The following is a 16823-nucleotide window of genomic DNA, read 5'->3' on the forward strand; positions in this document are numbered from 1 at the left end:
CACTAAGTTGGTGAGGTAGCAGTTTTATGTTAAAATACGACGTTTTTAATGGGGCTGCGGAAAACCTGGATTCCAGACTGGAATGACACCTAGGGGGCTTGGATGACATCATTCTTTTTCCTGGATTCCAGTGTCAAGCACTGGAATGACACCTTCCTGCCCAGTTCATTTAGCTATAAACATTAAGAAATTCACCAAACAAAAAAAAGGCAAAAGAAGCCCCGTGGTGCGAGTTTTGTCAAGTAAGTTTTTTGTTTCATCCAACGTGCTGCCAAAAGTTTGTTATGCAAGGTATCCTAGCCATTTCTCACAGATTCATTTAAACTTAATCAAGTAGGAGTATTATTAACGCGAAAAGGGTTCAATTAGAGACTTAAGTGATATGGCGTGTGAGGAAGATATAAACCAATTAGTAGAAAATGGATTTGATATTAACTCAAAAGATGCAAGTGGAATCACTCTCTTGCATAAGTTCACAAAAGAAGGCGATTTAGTTGGAGTAAAGTCATTACTAGAGCACGAAGCTGATTTCAATATCGTAGACAACGAAAATAGAAACCCACTGCATTATGCCATTATGCATGGACACAAGAAAGTTGCTAAACTTTTTGTTAACCAACTGACAATTAATTCCAAGGATAAAAATGGATTCACTCCACTGCATCTTGCTGCACTACAAGATGACACGGAATTAATAGATTTTTTGATAACAAAAGGCGCAAAAATTAATGAAAAAGACGCTAAAGAGGGCTATACTCCTCTTCATATAGCTTCACTATACGGTTCTAAAAAAAGCGTCCAAATTTTAATTGATAGCGGAGCAAATCTCGAATGTGAAGATAACAATTTTCGTACTCCTTTGTTTTTAACCATTTATCAATGCACCGCACATTATGATAGCAGAGCAGAAATTATAGAATATCTGATAAAGAAAGGTGCAAATATAGAAGCCAAAGATGCAGAAAATAACACTACGCTTTTCCTAGCAGCGTATAACAACAAAATGCAAATAGTAAAGCTTATTGCAAAAAAACAGCAAGCAAGTAACGATAAAATTAAACTTAAAGAGTTTTTTTGCACAAAAAACAACCATGGTTTTGATGCATTAGATTGCGCTATTGAGCATAATAATAGAAAAATGGTAACATTTCTTGTATCAAGAGGAATAGATGCAAATGATCAAGATTTTAATGGCAACGCCAGGCTGCATAAAGCTAGCCATAATGGTAACACTAAAACAGTTAAGCTCTTATTGAAGCTTAAGGTAAACATTAATGCTGTTACTAAATGTAACAGAACTCCCTTGCTACTGGCAGTTAAAAAAGGCCATACAAAAATTGTGAAAATGTTATTGGAAGTTAGAGCCAATATGAACATTTGTGAGCAACAAGGTTTTGCACCTCTACATCTTGCTGTTCAAAAGGATTATTTTGATATAGCTCAGCTGTTAACAGAAAAAGGTGCAGACCTTAACATTAAGTGTAATAACGGTCATACCGCAATAGATATGTTCATTAGCAAGGCTCATAGCAAAAAAACATCGACGAAGATTACAAAAAATTTTGTAGATTTTTGATGCTTTACCTAAAAGAGCTACATAGTAAACACAAAGCCTGTTGTATACTTTCAACCCTAGCTCTAAGCTTAACAATTATAGGCTTACCATTTATTTTTAAGCCTATTATTAAATATAGAGAAAGAAGTAAAATATATAAAAAAACTAAGGCTATGCTGGAAAACTTACTCTACATTTAAGTACAAGATAAAGTGTGCAAAAAAACATATATAGCTATACCGCCACGGCGCTAACGAGTAGCGGAATGACGAGTTACTATACCGCCGCGAACCGTCATACCGTGATTTATTCACGGTATCTCTAGATCCCGCTAACAAGCAGCGGGATGATGGTTGTCGGTAAATCTAAGTCACTTTAGCTATAGCCAGTGTAGGTCAAGTTAATACACGACAATTATCTGCTCGATGAAAATGAGATTAAATACATTTTTAATATTTTTATAGAAATCTATTAGTATAGATCTATATGCTGTTCTAATGGCTATTTTTAAATGCTTAATACTCCTCTTCATTATTTCTTGCACACACCTGCCTACTAAGCAACATCTCACTAATATAGGCAACGAAGATCATCATGATATAGGTGAGCACGATTATTCGTTGCAGCAATACAACACCTCTTTGGAGATTAATGAACTGGCAATACCAGAAATTATGCCTTTACCAATAGAGTTTCCCGATCTCACAATCAGTAATCAGCTTATTTCTATTAATGTTAGTGAAGAAGTATCAGTAAAAGATTTGCTGATTGAGATAGGAAAACTTTCTGACGTTAACTTAGATATAGACCCAAAAATATCAGGTAATATTATTTTAAAGCTAAAAGATAAGAATATAAATGAAGTAATTCAGAGTATAGCAAATAGCGCCAAATTGCGTTACTCAACAAGCAATGGTATAATTAGAATTGAGCAGGACTTGCCATACGTGCAAAATTATTACGCAGACTTCATTAATATTCAACATTCTGCTCAAAGCAGTTTCATCATTAGTAACAATATTACTAACAGTGATGCTGTTAGGGACTATAACAATGTTATGAGGTCTCAATACAGTAGTGACTTATGGAATTCATTAGAAAAAGGCTTGAATGCAATAATGGATATTAACGGGGTGGATGATGGCGAATTCCTTTCATCCAACAGAGAAGCTGGTGTTATTATTTTGAATGCTAGAAAAGATATCCATAAAGCTGTTGAAGAATATATTAATAAGGTTAAGAAATTAGCGTCTTCTCAAGTAATGATAGAGGCAAAAATAGTTGAAGTTGTGTTAGATGACAAATATCTTTCTGGTATAAATTTAAATGACTTACGCGATGGAACTAAGTCTATAATGAATCAAGATAACTCCATTATTAACCTAGCAATGAACTTTGGTGCGAGTGATCTAGGAGATTTAGTAAAAAATTTAGACAAATTTGGCGCTTCAACTGTAATTTCAAGCCCTAGAGTACATGCTATAAATAATCAGCAAGCGATGATTTCATTTACCAAAAACCATATTTATTTTACTTCCGATATACAAAAAGATACTAGAAACTCTAATCAGACCTTAATTACCAAGATGAATAGTGTTCCAATAGGTGTTGTGCTAATAATCCACCCAAGCATTAACATTGATACTAGTGAAATATTCATGGATATACATCCAACTTTATCAAGAATTAACGGCTACATTAAAGATCCAGATATAGAGTACATCGCACAGCAGAGTAAAATGAAATTAAATAGCGACATTCCAATTGTTGAAATCAGAGAAATGAACTCTATGTTAAAAATTAAGAGCGGTGAAATTATGGTAATCGGCGGGCTTATAGAACATAGAGAGGATAAGCAAAGCTTTAAAGCTACATTACATCAGAAGTCAAAAAGGCTAGCGAATAACATTAGAACAGTAGAAACTGTCCTTTTTTTAAAAGCAACAATCGTACCAACATTTGGTTTGTTAGATAGAAAAGATAAGAATTTATATATATATTAAATCACTACTAAAAATTAAATATCAAACCAATTTCAATATTATGAGTGGATATGTCATCTGCAACAGGTATCGGAACGCTAAAGTAACGATAGCCGAGAAAGGTTTTTACTTCTGGGATTATTGAATAGTTAATACCAAGCTTTATTTGATAAGCAAACCAAGGAACATTAAGTGGCATTGAATTTTGGGATGATCCATTAATCCTTTTTAATCTAAACACTGTTGGTCCTATACCAAGACCGATGTACGGAGCAAATTGTGTATCCTGAACGCTGGGATTATAATATAAGTTTAACAAAAACGCAAATATACTTGCTGATTTATCAAATACCAGAGGAGAATTACTACCTTCAATATTGGCTCTAGAATACATGGTTTCAAAATCAACTCGGCCATTTTCTCCAGCATAGTAACCTAAAGATATGCTGCTGAGCCACTGGAAATCAATTTTACCATCAAATTGCTGTATACTTTTAATTTCATTTGCCACTATATTTTTTATCATAAAACCATAATGACTTTCAACTAAAGTTAGAACTCTCTCCCCTATTGCCTTTATACCCTTTACAAATGTTTCTGAATTATCATGGTATACCTTACCACCGTTAGCGCTAACATAAAAATCAAGTTTTTTTGATTTTTCTTTTGTAGGCTCAGTTTGATCTGCAATACGTGACCACATATTTTTCTGATCAGCTACTTGGAGAATAGAAGGTTGTTCAGTAGGACTACTTTCAAGTTCTTGATATTTTAAATCATTTATTAGTATTTTTTTCTCAGTAACCTCTTCTTCAGAATGCATTACATCTTCATTATTGTCCGTTTCTAGTTTTAAGAGTTGTACTTGCTCAATGTGTGTATTACTAATATAAGTAATAAAAAAATAGACACATGGAATGAAAATCAAAAATAAAGTAATAGATATTTTAGTTATAACAAATGAACCCATAATTATCATTTACAGTATAACTACTGTATCATATATTTCTTTAATGTACAAAAATTAAGAAAGAATATTTCCAATTAGATAATTATTTCCCATTCCTTTAACATTAACTTTCACAATACTCTTGGCTTGAGCTTTTGATTCAAGCTTTACTAATGCAAAATTTTCTGTTCTACCGACATTATTTTGCTCAACCAGAACACTTTGTTCAGTGCCTATCAAAGATTGATAAAAGCTACTCATCATTTCTCTATTCATTTCTCTTAAATTTTTTACTCGTTCTTTACGCACATTCTCTGGTACTTGTGGCATTCGTGCAGCAGGTGTATTCTTCCGCTCTGAATATGGAAAAGCATGTAGGTAAACTATATTTGTTTTTTTCAGTAAATCAACTGTATCCTGAAACATTTCATCAGTTTCTGTTGGAAATCCAGCAATAATATCAGCGCCAAATACTATATTAGGCCTCAAACTCTTCATTTTATGACAAAATTCTATCACTTGTTCTCTGTTGTGGCGACGCTTCATTCTCTTTAGTATTAAATTATTACCAGATTGTAGACTCAAATGTAAATGAGGCATAAGTCTTGACTCATTAGCTATTAAATCCATTAATTCGTTGTCAACTTCAGCAACATCGATAGAGGAAAGTCTTAGCCTCTTCAACTCTGGTATATCTTTTAAAACTCTCCTAATCATTGAACCAAGTGACGGCTTAGCAAACAAATCTGTACCAAAGTCAGTAATATCAACACCTGTAAACACTACTTCTTGATATCCATTTTCTACAAAGATCCTGATTTGCTCTATAATACTGTTTATTGGCACAGATCGATTATTCCCTCTTGCCTCAGTAATTGAGCAAAATGTGCAGCTATGATTACAACCATTTTGAATTTCAATAAATGCCCTTGATTTATCTTCAAATCCATTAATTAGAACAGGTTCTACTTGGTTATCGTTGACTAAGATTTTATCGTCATTTAGTAAGTAATTTTCAGCTTTTAGCTTATCTTGATTACCGAGCACTTTACTTACACCAGGAATGCTACTGTAAACTTCTGGATCCAACTGAACAGCACATCCAACTACGATAATTTCTTTACTTGGGTCGTTTTTATAGATCTTACGTATTTTTTGCTTTACTTGGCGTTCTGCTTCGTTTGTCACTGCACAGCTATGCACCACAACAACATTTTTTCTTTCTGCTTTTTTTAATGCTTCTTTGATTAACTCACTCTCGTAAAAATTTAGACGACAACCAAATGTTATCACTTCATTCATGCTAGTATTTTTTAGACCTTACAATTTAAATTATATCACACATCCAAGCAAAGTCTCTTGCATGACCATTGTTTTGGTAGATAAATGCTATGCAAGCAGCAGACACTGGGATGGCTTTGTTGCATCGCAACATAAGTTTTTTCCAGAGTAAACAATTTTATGCGACTATTTCAAATTTAGGCATACCAATTGCAGTAAATTTGTTCATTAAGTAGCATTTAATAAGTAGTTCCTTCTCTCTATTTGTCTCAGATTTATTTTTAAAACTAAACCCAAATATTCGCTTCAACCTTGAGAAAAATCCTTCAATATACGATCTTTTTCCGTAATTTACTTCTTCTTTCCATCTTTTTATACCATTCTCACCATGTAATTTCATTAACTGAATAGCGGCATTTCTATCAAGCATATAATCCAATTTTGGATGCTCTGCTGCGTTGTTTTTCGGAGGAATTTTCGTTTTTATGCCATAATGAAAAATATTTCCTCTTTTTTCTAGAAATTTGTTATATTCTCTATGGTTACTGACTCTCATTTTTTGTGGCATATTTATCCTTAAATCGTCATTTTATAATGAATTGAGTCAGTAATCACTAGTTTTTCTGCTGCCATGCAACAAAGCCACCCCAGTGTCATGCTACTTGAATGACAAGAAAAAACCCACTGGGATAACAAGACTGAAGATAGACTAGAAATTAAACGCTACTCCAGCTTCTGCACCAACAGTGCTGTAAAGAACTTTATATGCGTCTTTAGTGACTTTTGTTTCTTTTCCACCACCCGCTTTATCTACTTCTTCACTTTTATCAAAGTGAGCACCATAAGAACCAAAATAACGAGCTCCAGCATAGAGTTTAATTTCTGGAGTTACATCATAACTAACACCAGCTTTTACTTGACCAGCAAAACCAAATTTACTGTTTTGCTCATTTATAGCGGGTTTCAAAGGAGTGCTAATATACGCTGCACCAACACCAACACCAACATATGGAGTGATAGGCATATCTTCAATTGCTATATCGTAATAAACGTTAACTAATCCTGAAAATGCTGTTAAACTGTCTGCAACATTTTCCTCAGACGTATTTATTATAGTTGTATCTTTACTCAACTGTGAGTAAAGCCCTTCAACGTCAACCCTGATGTCGTCCATTTTATAACCAAATGCACCACCACCAGCTATAAAAGATGCTTTTAAGGGACTATCCTTTTCTTTGCCTGTTGCATTTGTAATACCATCAATTTTTGTGAAAAGAGGTAAAAATTCACCGTTGTATTGCAAACGAACGTAGTAGCTAGTTTCTTCATCACTTATTGGACCAACAGGATCTGAAAAAGCAGAGTTTGATAAACTTAGCAACGTTGCTAAAGCGGCTGCTGAAAAAAACTTTTTATAATGCATAATTGTCCTCGTAAAAAAATTAAAATTCCACTTTAGCAGTCTAAGTAACAACTAAAGTTAAGTCAAGTGCTAACTTAATAACAAAAAATATTCTATACTTTAACTAACTTTTAGGAGAATACAAAGATTTTATTAATGAATAAATACGACTTTTGATTTTTTGGTATAGCTAACACAGGTAAGATTTACTATCGAAAGACCTCATCATCCCGCTGCTTGTTAGCGGCTGAGATACCGCGGCGGTATGACGGTTAAATAATTCGTCATCCCGCTGCTTGTTAGCGGGATCTAGAGATATCGTGACGGTATGACATAGGACTGCTGTCATCCCGCTACGTGTTAGCGCCGCGGCGGTATGACGTAGGGCTGTGCTAGTATAGGTGCATTATACAAAGAAGTACTAGCGTTGGAAATATTAGAAAAGAAATACTTACCTAAAAGAAACTTTAGTAGTAAATTCAAAAAGGAAGTTTAAATCCAGGTGGTAAACCCATCATACCTGCAAGATCAGAAGTTGCATTTGCCATATCTTCTTCTGCTTTTTTAACGGCATCATTAAACGCTGCTGTTACTAAATCCTCTACTATATCTTTTTCCTCATTTCTCATAAGTTCTAAGTCTATGTTCACCTTTTTAGCTTTATAGCTACCTATTTTTATGACTTCCACTAATACAGAAACTTTGCCACCACCAGAAATACCTTGAAACTCTTTTCCAATATATTTTTCTTGAGCTTCTGCAAGCTTTTTTTGCATTTCTTGCGCTTGTTTCATTATTTGACTAAAATCCACAACTTACTCCTTATTTTCTATATTAACTACTTTTGCACCTTTAAACGTGTCAAGTATATCCTTGACTGCAGGTGCATAATTTAAATTACTCACTTCCCTGTTTATATAACCCGTATCAACTGTAATAACCCACTCCTGCTGAGTCACCTGATTTAAGTAATTTTTTAAATCATTGCAAAAATTACTATCCAACTTAGATACAGCTTTTAATTTTAAATATCCAGGTTTACAATCTATTAATTGTAGATTATTACATAGTTGTTTGTAAAGATAAATTTGGTTACTCCGCCTTAATAGTTGCAAAATCTTATCAAAATCGTAATTTTGTTGTTTATTTTCCACATGGATCCCAGTGTCACGCACTGGGATGACAGAGTGGGGTTGTTGTTTACTTTCCACATATTTTTTTGGATCCGAGTAGTCAGCTACTTGGATGACAGAGGGGGAAGGTGCAACAGGTCTGCCCTGTCTATTTCCTTGCTTTACATTCTGTGAAAGAACTTTTTTGATCACCTGTTCTGGAGAAGGTAGATCAGAGAGATAGCAAAGACTAATTAGCATCATTTCAGCAGCAACATCATTGCATGTTGAAGTTTTTATATCTTGAATACCTTTAAGCAACACCTTCCACAATCTCGAAAAAAATATTAAAGACTTCTTTATACTTAAATCTTTTATCCTGTTCTTTTCATACTCTGTAACTGCATTATCAATTTCTTTTGTAATCAAAAAACGGCATACTAACTGAATTGTTTGCAATAGACCTTCAAAAATACTAAGTGGGTTTGCTGCTTTTATCGCCTTGTCAAACACTGATAGAGCTTTCTGCAAATCACCTTCTAACATTGCCCCTAATAGATCAAATATAATATCTTTATCCACTAGGCCAAGTATGTCTATCACATTTTTAGTGGATATTGCACCATCTTTGCTATATAGCACTGCTTGATTCATCAAAAACAAGGCGTTACGCATTGAATCTCCAGAATGTCGTGCAATTAACTCTAATGCTCCCTTTTCAATGAAATAACTCTCTTTTTGTGCAACATCATTTAAACGTTCTACTATTTTAGCTACAGGAATGTTGTGTAAATCAAATCTTTGACAACGTGCAATAATAGTTATTGGTATCTTTTTTATTTCTGTAGTTGCTAAAATGAATTTTACACTAGATGGTGGCTCTTCTAGGGTTTTAAGTAACGCGTTAAATGCACTGCTAGATAGCATGTGTACTTCATCTATAATGTAGACTTTGAATTTAGAGCTTATAGGTGAATAGCAAATATCTCCCAGGATTACTTTAATATCGTCAATGCTAGTGTGACTTGCTGCATCAATTTCAATCACATCTGGATGGCTTGAATTTTTTATTGCTAGACAATTTTCACATGATCCGCAAGGTTCAAAAATTGGCCCCAGGGAACAATTCAAACATAAAGCTATTATCCTTGCAGTGGTGGTTTTACCAACTCCACTACTACCAGAGAGCAGTATAGATTGTGGGATTTTGTTTAAAGTAAAAGCATTTTCCAATACACGCACTAATATATCTTGACCTACTAGATCTTTAAAGCTACTAGGACGATGTTTTAATGCTATATTCATAGCGTCGGATAAAACAAATAATGAAATAGGTATGCAACCCAAAAAGGTTCTGATATGGCTGCTTCATTTCTGATCTGACCAAATTACAGAGTTTTTGCCTGCATACCTTATAAAATATTATACTTTTTTTTTTATTTAGCAAGGTATATCCTATATTAGTCTTATAATTTATATGTTAGACCTTTTGCAACATTACTTTGAATTAAACAACTGTTACCTAAAATACTCTTCTTCTGTCATCCCAATGCTTTACTACTTGGATCCAGAAAACTTAATTTTAAATGAATACATCAGGCTGTTGTATAATAAGAACTGGATTCCAGTGTCAAGCACTGGAATGACACCCTTCCGGTGGGAATTGCTCTCAAACTACAATGTTCGTACAGTTGTACTGGGATCCAGATATAAAAATATTTGCAAATTATACAATGTACAATGGATTCTAGGAGTATATGTTAAAAATAATGTCCATAATGAAATAAGCTGGATGCCAGTATCATGCGCTGGAATAACAACCTATAGGTACTGGGATAATAAAAGAGGAATATTATGATTTTATATCATTTTCCTCTTTGTCCATTTTCACGAAAAGTTAGAGCTTTCCTAAAAGAAAAAAAATTAGGCTGCGATCTAGTGTATGAAAATCCGTGGGAAAAACGGAATGAATTTATGGAGATCAATCCAACTGGGCAAGTACCAGTATTAATAGATAATAACTTTGTAATAGCGGATAGTAATGCCATTTGTGAATATATAGAAGAGACTTACAATAGCGACGTCAAATTACTTGGTTCATCCACTATTATTAAGTCTAAAATACGCGCTCTAATCAATTGGTTCGACAACAAATTTTACAATGAAGTTACTAAGTATATTATGAATGAAAAAGTAATTACTAACCGCAGCCCTGACTCTAGATTTCTTCATGCAGCTCAGCATAACCTGCCTTGCCATATGGAATACATCGAACACTTAATTAACAAGAACATTTGGCTTGCAACTGATAAGTTTACTTTAGCTGATATTGCTTTAGCATCGCATATTTCCGTAATGGATTATGTAAGTAGTTTTCCATGGGAAAAAAGTAAAATTTTAAAAGAATGGTACTCCATTGTTAAATCAAAGCCTTGTTTTCGTGAGATATTATTAGAGAGAGTTTCCGGTTTAACCCCTCCTAAACATTACGCTGACCTTGATTTTTAACTTATGTTAGCTTTAAAGCTACAGTCATTCCTTCATCAGTTGGAATCAATATAGAGAAATATTTCTTTTCATCTGATAATCTATTATTAAACTCCCTCATAGCATGCCATGATTTTTCTGATATTTCTTTTGGAGGCGATTCTAAAAATACTGTATTAAATAATAGAGTGTTGTCTGCAACGATCAGCCCATCTTGTCTAATGTATGACTCTGCCCAATCTAAATACTTAGGATAACCACTTTTGTCAGCATCGATAAATATCATGTCAAATGGTGCCTTTGCTGATAATTCATTAATTTTTTCCAGTGCATCACCTTCTATTAGAGTAATTTTATCACTTAGATTAAAAGCACTAAAATTTTTTTTTGCTATTCTTGAGTGTTGAGGATTATTTTCTATTGTATATATATGACCTTCTTCTAGTAGAGCTTTTGCCATGCAAATCGACGAATAACCGTATAATGTGCCAACCTCAACAATACTTTTGATTTTATGGATTTTTATAAATAAACTGAATAGCTTTCCTTCTTCAGGGCCAATCTGAATATGTTGCTTTTTTTCAAGGATACAATATTCTTCTATTTTTTTATATTCTTTTGCAAATAGATTTCTTATATATGATAATTTTATACCAGAATTATTACGCATTATGTTTTATATTATAAATTAGGGAGGCTTAATTCATACACAGTTTATAAATATAATAATATAGTTTAAAATAATAAAAACATTTATTTTAAGTTATTATTTCATAGTATAAAATTTTAAGTGACAAAAATTATTATATATCGTACTATGGTTAACTAGTATAATAAACAATCAATTATTATACTAGAATTAAAGGGATTGTTTATGCGCATTTCTCTTTTTAAAATATAATTTTTATAATCAATTAGAGGGGGTTATATGTCTTATACTATTGCTAGTGAAGTTGAAACGTTAAACAAAAAATCTAACAAGAATGAAGGGGTTATGTTACTACATAATCCAGCTTATCGTGAAAAGTATAAAGAACGTTTTAATGAAGCTCAAAGAAAAGTTATGGATATGGTTCAGTTTTATGATGGGACAATAGTATTAATAGAGAATAAAATCGCTATGTATTACTACACTTGGCACAGTAAAAAAAGAGAGTTTGAGCGTAAAAAACAACAAACAGTAGTGAAAAACAATGGCTCAACATAGAGTCTTTTATATGGTAAGCTACAGTGGTATTACTTCACTATAGCTTTTCCATATAATTTATCTATCACATCAGTGAGATATTTCAGCTCTTTATACCCCTCATGTTTAACTTTATTATGCTCTATATATGACTTACCATCGTTAAGCTTGATGAAAAATATTGGAGTGGCTGTGATACCAAGTTTATTGATTGCCAGTGATTTATCATTTACGATTTTATCCATTATTTTCTTATCATTAATGCATTGGTTAAATGCATCTTGCTTTAAGTTGCTTAGTGCAGCAATTCTTTGTAGTAAAGTCAAATCACTTAAATTGTAGTAATTCCACGAATCTATTGAGTTAAAAACAGCTTTGTTAAAATTAAAGTAGTCTTCTTGTTTTTCGTAGCAATGACTTAGCATTGCAGCCTTTAGCCCTCTGTAATCCAAAGGAAAATGACGAAATATATATAACATCTTACCTGTGTCTATATATTTCTCTTTAATTTTAGGAAAAACATTCTTATGAAAAAGAGAGCAGTGATAGCAAGTTAATGAAGCATATTCTATCATTAGAATTGGTGCTTTTGGATCTCCTAATAATTTATCATCAGGTAATAGTGATAGTAACTCCTTTGATGTTATTTCATTGGTTTCTTTTTGAATATGTTGGTTACTGAATTTAACAACTGCATAAGAATTAACACTCATAAGAATTAGTAAAAACAATAGTCTGAAAATCATTACAATACAAACACTTAACTTACTAAAAAAATTACATATTTATATTAATAATGTCAAGATAACTTTTGTTTAGCAAGGCTTTCAGCCCTATCTTTAAATGCAGCAATTATTTTACTCTGTGTATATTTATATACTGAGTTTAATAAAGTAGAAAATGAGTTGGACTTAAACTTAAACTCTATATAAAACTTTACCATAGTTTTATTTTCATCTATGGGAATGAATTGCCATTCATTGTATAAATGTTTAAATATTCCATTTGATGATACAGCTTTTATCCAACCTTCATTTGTTCCACTTGGAGAAAGAAAGGTTACTTCTGATATGTACTTTCCTTTAATTCCATGAAAAGCTGCGAGAAGATCCACAACCATTTGGTTGTCAATTTTTTCTTTTATATAAACGGCTTTGCACCAAGGAACAAAATCAGGATACCTTTCAACATCAATTACAATTTGGAATACTTCATTAGGCGAACATAGGAAGGTACCTTGTTCTCTGTATTGATGAAGCATAAATGTTAAACCAATCAAAATAGGATCCGTATCTATCGTCAGCCTTAGTAGATTCCTGAGACTAAAGTTAAGGTGGGCATCGCGTATTAATTTCAACGAAATTAATAGAGGCAATTCCCTTGACTAGAAATTATCGCTCGGGAAATTTAACTTAACTCATAACGCATAGCACAGACCCTTACTTGAATTATAGATGATTTACATAAGGCATGTCTATAGGTATATTAAAAGTCAGCGATTATTATTTAATCTTTATTAAACTTTGCATCCTAAGTATCATGGTTAATAAATATATCTTATGAACATTACTAAAGTTTTAATCATTATTGTTTTTATTATAATTTCTTCAAGAGCTTACACTAGTTGTACAGATCATAAAATTTTTGTGCATACTATGAAGCAACAAGTGGATGGTATATCTACAAAAGGAAATAGAAAAAACCTAGGGCATGTACACGAAAAGCTTCAGGAGGTCATTCAGAATAATGTTAACCTCAAAGGAATATCGCAATTCGTTATAGGAAAACATTGGGCTTCAGTTAAACAAAAAGAAAAAGAAGATTTTTTAAGAGAGTATGAAGTGTATCTTACGCGTTTGTGCGTTAAAATTTTATATAAATACATGCATGATAGTGAAATGATCATAATGAGTACAAAAGCAGTTGACGATGAAACTTGCTTAATTGGTACAAGATTTTCTTACGGTGATGAAGAATTTACAAATATTGATTTTAAAGTTACTAAAAATAACAGTTCTTTCTTGATAAGTGATGTTGTAATGAGTGGAATAAGTATTGCTATTAATCAACGTTCTCAATTTAGTGAAAAAATCGACACGCATGGCATAGCAAGCGTTATAGCTGAATTAAAATGCAATAACAATCCATGATATATATGCCTCATTGGCCTAAACCGCTTGGTAGTAGACCAAAGGATTTTTCTCTTGATCGCATAAAAAGCTTTCTAAATAAATTGGGCAACCCTGAGAAAAAAATGCCGCCCATAATTCATATAGCTGGAACTAACGGGAAAGGCTCAACACTAGCATTTATAAGATATATAATGCAAGCAGCAGGGTATAAGGTCCATGCATACACTTCTCCACATTTGGTGAATTTTAATGAAAGAATAGTTATTGCAGGCAGTTACATCGACGATAATGAATTATATAGCTTGTTAGAAGAATGCCGTGCCGTAATTGCAGAACAACCTATCACTCTGTTTGAAGCTGCAACTATTGCAGCTTTTTTAGCTTTTTCTCGTCATAAAGCCGATATAACTTTAGTTGAAGTGGGTATGGGTGGAAGACTTGATGCAACAAATGTTATAGATAGTCCGATTTTAACAATCATTACTTCCATTGCCCTTGATCATACAGAATATCTTGGCCCTACTGTAGAAACCATAGCAGGTGAAAAAGCTGGAATAATGAAACCTAATGTTCCTTGCGTAATAGCACCGCAAGAAAAATCTGTAATGAACACGCTAGAACACTACGCAATAAATAAGAAATCTCCTTTATATAGAGGAGGCCTTGAATGGAATTGCAAAAAACGACTATCTGTCATCCAAACTGGGATCCAGAAACAAAAAAATGAGAGGTCACGTGCTGGAGCTCAAATGATTTTTCAATCAGCTATTCAATCCATAGAATTTTCTTTGCCATCTTTAAAGGGTGATCATCAGGTGATTAATGCAGGCAATGCTATTGCAGCATGTAGTATTTTAAGTGGAAAATATGGATTTGATATTGGAGAAGAGGATATCACTTCAGGTTTACAGCGTACCTACTGGCCTGCACGACTAGAGCTCATAAAAGAGGGTAATTTAATTTCCCTACTACCGAAAAATTGGCAATTATTTTTAGATGGTGCGCACAATAATAACGGTGCTAGAGTGCTATCTCAGTGGGTAAAAGATAATTTTGCTGAAGGTATCTACGTGGTTTTTGGTGTTACCCGTAACAGAAATGTGGAAGAGTTCTTAGAGCACTTAAAGCCATACATCAAGCTACTATGTGCGGTTTGTGTTAAGTCTGAACCTAAAGCAACAAATACAAATTTGATTAGGGAAAAAGCCAATAACATAGGAATAAAAGCAGTTGAATGTGAATCAATTGGCGATGCAATATCAAATCACATATTAAAAGCCTCTATCCAAAACGTCAAAACCATACTAATCTGTGGCTCATTGTTCCTAGCTAGAGACTTTGCTATGGAGAATAATCAACCCACTTCATGAGCTGAGGTGTTAAAAGCACCATTAGGATCTACAGTACTGCTTGGCTTTTCGGTTAACATTCCTACAGGTGCTCTTTGTTCAGCACCCCTTCCTTCAGTTTTCACAAGATCTACAACCTTTCTCTCGTAGATCTCAGTTGCTAACTGTAATAATAAAATGCACCCTAATACCGCAGCAGACCCAATGAGTATTTTACTGTCTACACAACTAGATTGATATTGTAATGTCAAACCAGCACCCAACAAAATACAAGGAAGATAAAATAAATATTGAGAAGTGAAAGTCAAAAATTTATATTTTCTACTTTTAAATATTTCCTCTTTTAGCTCTTCTTGATCTAAGTTTTCGCCTTGTTCTTGTTGAGTATCCTGCAGGTCTACAATTTTTTTAACTAAAGAAAAAGTAAGATAAGTTGTTAAGAAAAAAGTTGTAACAGCTGTTATTAGACTAGCACTAAACAAAATACCAGGTGCATTGGTAAAATTAGCAGCCTTAAATAACCTAAATCCTAAGTAGAGATACGACACTAATGAGTAGTAATAGGCTTACTACTACAAAAATAATGAGACATTTTATGCGCTTATCATTCTGGCCTTGTTGAGCTAACTGCACATATCTTTGCTTTTCCTCAACAATTATTAAATTTTCCCCATTGCTTAATGGCTTAGTATATTTTAAAAGTCCTGCCTTATATTCTAATGGCTTGCATTTTTTCATCGCTTCCTCCTGTTTCATCTGAGTGAGATTTTCTTGCTAACTCTCTATACTTTTTTGTTATTATATTGGATATCTCTAAAAAGTTACGCCCCTCTACTTCTTGCGTTTCAATGCCTAGCTCTTTAAATAAACTTTCATTATAATCATACTCTCTTGTTCTTAGCTTATAGCCCATATAACACCTACAAATTAACTAACTATTAATGTTCTATAATATACATATTTCCAAACTATGTCAATTATTTCATAAATATCTCTGGTAAAAATTATTTCTGTTATGACTAGCATGATAAGTGTATGAAGCGACTAAAATTGTCATTACAGCGCTTAGTGTACAACAGTGCTTCAACATTTAGGGTTGCAGTTTGCATGGCAGGCAGCGTCATCTGAGTAGCTGACCTATCCAAGCGGTGTCATCCAAGTAGCCCCTTTTCCTGTCATTCCAGTGCTCCTTTTTTTGTCATCCGAGTAGCTTGACTACTTGGATCCAGGAAACTTAACTCTACACCAAGTAAATGTACAATAAGAACTAGATTCCAGCGTCACGCGCTGGAATGACAGCAGTCCTACGTCATACCGCCGCGGTATCTCTTAGCCGCTAACAAGCAGCGGGATGACGAATTGCTTAACCGTCATTCCGCCACGAACCG

Annotated in this window: 17 protein-coding genes, 2 other RNA genes and 1 pseudogene; 7 read left to right on the top strand and 13 right to left on the bottom strand. The window is 33.4% G+C overall.

Going from position 1 to position 16823, the window contains the following annotated elements; all coding sequences use genetic code 11:
- Window positions 1-382 precede the first annotated feature (382 nt).
- Together OZD67_RS02310 and OZD67_RS02315 are read left to right on the top strand one after the other, a co-directional pair.
- A complete protein-coding gene (locus OZD67_RS02310) occupies window positions 383-1576 on the top strand; it encodes an ankyrin repeat domain-containing protein (RefSeq protein WP_259346688.1) in 1194 nt (397 codons plus the stop codon).
- 476 nt (window positions 1577-2052) lie between these two features.
- On the top strand, window positions 2053-3558 hold the full coding sequence (locus OZD67_RS02315; RefSeq protein ID WP_182183850.1) for a type II secretion system protein GspD: 1506 nt from the start codon (window positions 2053-2055) through the stop codon (window positions 3556-3558).
- Window positions 3559-3565: 7 nt separating this feature from the next.
- On the opposite strand, the gene OZD67_RS02320 is transcribed toward OZD67_RS02315, so the two are convergent.
- The 7 genes and pseudogenes from OZD67_RS02320 to ffs all read right to left on the bottom strand — a co-directional run bounded on the left by OZD67_RS02320 (window position 3566) and on the right by ffs (window position 9701).
- Window positions 3566-4516: an outer membrane protein gene (locus OZD67_RS02320; protein WP_182183848.1), complete on the bottom strand. Its 951-nt coding sequence runs from the start codon at window positions 4514-4516 to the stop codon at window positions 3566-3568.
- 45 nt (window positions 4517-4561) lie between these two features.
- Complete coding sequence (mtaB, locus tag OZD67_RS02325; protein WP_182183846.1) at window positions 4562-5788, bottom strand: tRNA (N(6)-L-threonylcarbamoyladenosine(37)-C(2))-methylthiotransferase MtaB; 1227 nt, start codon at window positions 5786-5788, stop codon at window positions 4562-4564.
- A 157-nt stretch (window positions 5789-5945) separates the two neighbouring features.
- Window positions 5946-6260 (bottom strand): annotated as a pseudogene (locus OZD67_RS02330) (IS5 family transposase); the annotation flags it as partial.
- A 216-nt stretch (window positions 6261-6476) separates the two neighbouring features.
- A complete protein-coding gene (locus OZD67_RS02335; RefSeq protein WP_182183843.1) occupies window positions 6477-7190 on the bottom strand; it encodes an acyloxyacyl hydrolase in 714 nt (237 codons plus the stop codon).
- 458 nt (window positions 7191-7648) lie between these two features.
- On the bottom strand, window positions 7649-7963 hold the full coding sequence (locus OZD67_RS02340; RefSeq protein ID WP_041573540.1) for a YbaB/EbfC family nucleoid-associated protein: 315 nt from the start codon (window positions 7961-7963) through the stop codon (window positions 7649-7651).
- A gap of 21 nt (window positions 7964-7984) precedes the next feature.
- Window positions 7985-9586: a DNA polymerase III subunit gamma/tau gene (gene dnaX, locus OZD67_RS02345; RefSeq protein ID WP_182183841.1), complete on the bottom strand. Its 1602-nt coding sequence runs from the start codon at window positions 9584-9586 to the stop codon at window positions 7985-7987.
- Between the two features lie 15 nt (window positions 9587-9601).
- An RNA gene (ffs, locus tag OZD67_RS02350) (signal recognition particle sRNA small type) lies at window positions 9602-9701 on the bottom strand.
- A gap of 57 nt (window positions 9702-9758) precedes the next feature.
- On the opposite strand from ffs, the gene OZD67_RS02355 reads away from it, so the two are divergent.
- Complete coding sequence (locus tag OZD67_RS02355) at window positions 9759-10139, top strand: WPE palindromic element domain-containing protein (protein ID WP_182183839.1); 381 nt, start codon at window positions 9759-9761, stop codon at window positions 10137-10139.
- Window positions 10136-10789 (top strand): glutathione S-transferase family protein, encoded by a 654-nt coding sequence (locus tag OZD67_RS02360; RefSeq protein WP_182183838.1) that lies wholly within the window; start codon window positions 10136-10138, stop codon window positions 10787-10789. Before OZD67_RS02355 ends, OZD67_RS02360 begins: the two co-directional genes overlap by 4 nt.
- A 1-nt stretch (window position 10790) precedes the next feature.
- Here OZD67_RS02360 and OZD67_RS02365 read toward each other — a convergent pair whose 3' ends face one another.
- A complete protein-coding gene (locus tag OZD67_RS02365; protein WP_182183836.1) occupies window positions 10791-11438 on the bottom strand; it encodes an O-methyltransferase in 648 nt (215 codons plus the stop codon).
- Between the two features lie 258 nt (window positions 11439-11696).
- On the opposite strand from OZD67_RS02365, the gene OZD67_RS02370 reads away from it, so the two are divergent.
- Entirely contained in the window at window positions 11697-11975 is a 279-nt protein-coding gene (locus tag OZD67_RS02370; RefSeq protein ID WP_182183834.1) for a DUF2671 domain-containing protein, read from the top strand.
- A 29-nt stretch (window positions 11976-12004) separates the two neighbouring features.
- Here OZD67_RS02370 and OZD67_RS02375 read toward each other — a convergent pair whose 3' ends face one another.
- The 3 genes from OZD67_RS02375 to ssrS all read right to left on the bottom strand — a co-directional run bounded on the left by OZD67_RS02375 (window position 12005) and on the right by ssrS (window position 13395).
- A complete protein-coding gene (locus tag OZD67_RS02375; protein ID WP_182183832.1) occupies window positions 12005-12700 on the bottom strand; it encodes a DsbA family protein in 696 nt (231 codons plus the stop codon).
- Between the two features lie 53 nt (window positions 12701-12753).
- On the bottom strand, window positions 12754-13215 hold the full coding sequence (locus OZD67_RS02380; protein ID WP_182183831.1) for a type II toxin-antitoxin system RatA family toxin: 462 nt from the start codon (window positions 13213-13215) through the stop codon (window positions 12754-12756).
- 19 nt (window positions 13216-13234) lie between these two features.
- Window positions 13235-13395, bottom strand: a non-coding RNA gene (ssrS, locus tag OZD67_RS02385) — 6S RNA.
- A gap of 118 nt (window positions 13396-13513) precedes the next feature.
- Here ssrS and OZD67_RS02390 point away from each other — a divergent pair.
- Together OZD67_RS02390 and OZD67_RS02395 are read left to right on the top strand one after the other, a co-directional pair.
- Window positions 13514-14104, top strand: a complete 591-nt coding sequence (locus OZD67_RS02390; RefSeq protein ID WP_182183829.1) for an MlaC/ttg2D family ABC transporter substrate-binding protein — start codon at window positions 13514-13516, stop codon at window positions 14102-14104.
- Window positions 14101-15456: a bifunctional folylpolyglutamate synthase/dihydrofolate synthase gene (locus tag OZD67_RS02395; protein WP_182183827.1), complete on the top strand. Its 1356-nt coding sequence runs from the start codon at window positions 14101-14103 to the stop codon at window positions 15454-15456. Before OZD67_RS02390 ends, OZD67_RS02395 begins: the two co-directional genes overlap by 4 nt.
- On the opposite strand, the gene OZD67_RS02400 is transcribed toward OZD67_RS02395, so the two are convergent.
- Both OZD67_RS02400 and OZD67_RS02405 read right to left on the bottom strand, forming a co-directional pair.
- On the bottom strand, window positions 15441-15983 hold the full coding sequence (locus OZD67_RS02400; protein ID WP_259346686.1) for a hypothetical protein: 543 nt from the start codon (window positions 15981-15983) through the stop codon (window positions 15441-15443). The genes OZD67_RS02395 and OZD67_RS02400 overlap by 16 nt on opposite strands.
- 161 nt (window positions 15984-16144) lie before the next feature.
- Window positions 16145-16348 carry a hypothetical protein gene (locus tag OZD67_RS02405; RefSeq protein ID WP_259346685.1) on the bottom strand — a complete coding sequence of 68 codons (204 nt, stop codon included), beginning with the start codon at window positions 16346-16348 and terminating at the stop codon, window positions 16145-16147.
- Window positions 16349-16823 lie beyond the last annotated feature (475 nt).

The organism is Wolbachia endosymbiont of Drosophila nikananu, assembly GCF_028981865.1.
GTDB lineage: Bacteria > Pseudomonadota > Alphaproteobacteria > Rickettsiales > Anaplasmataceae > Wolbachia > Wolbachia pipientis_B.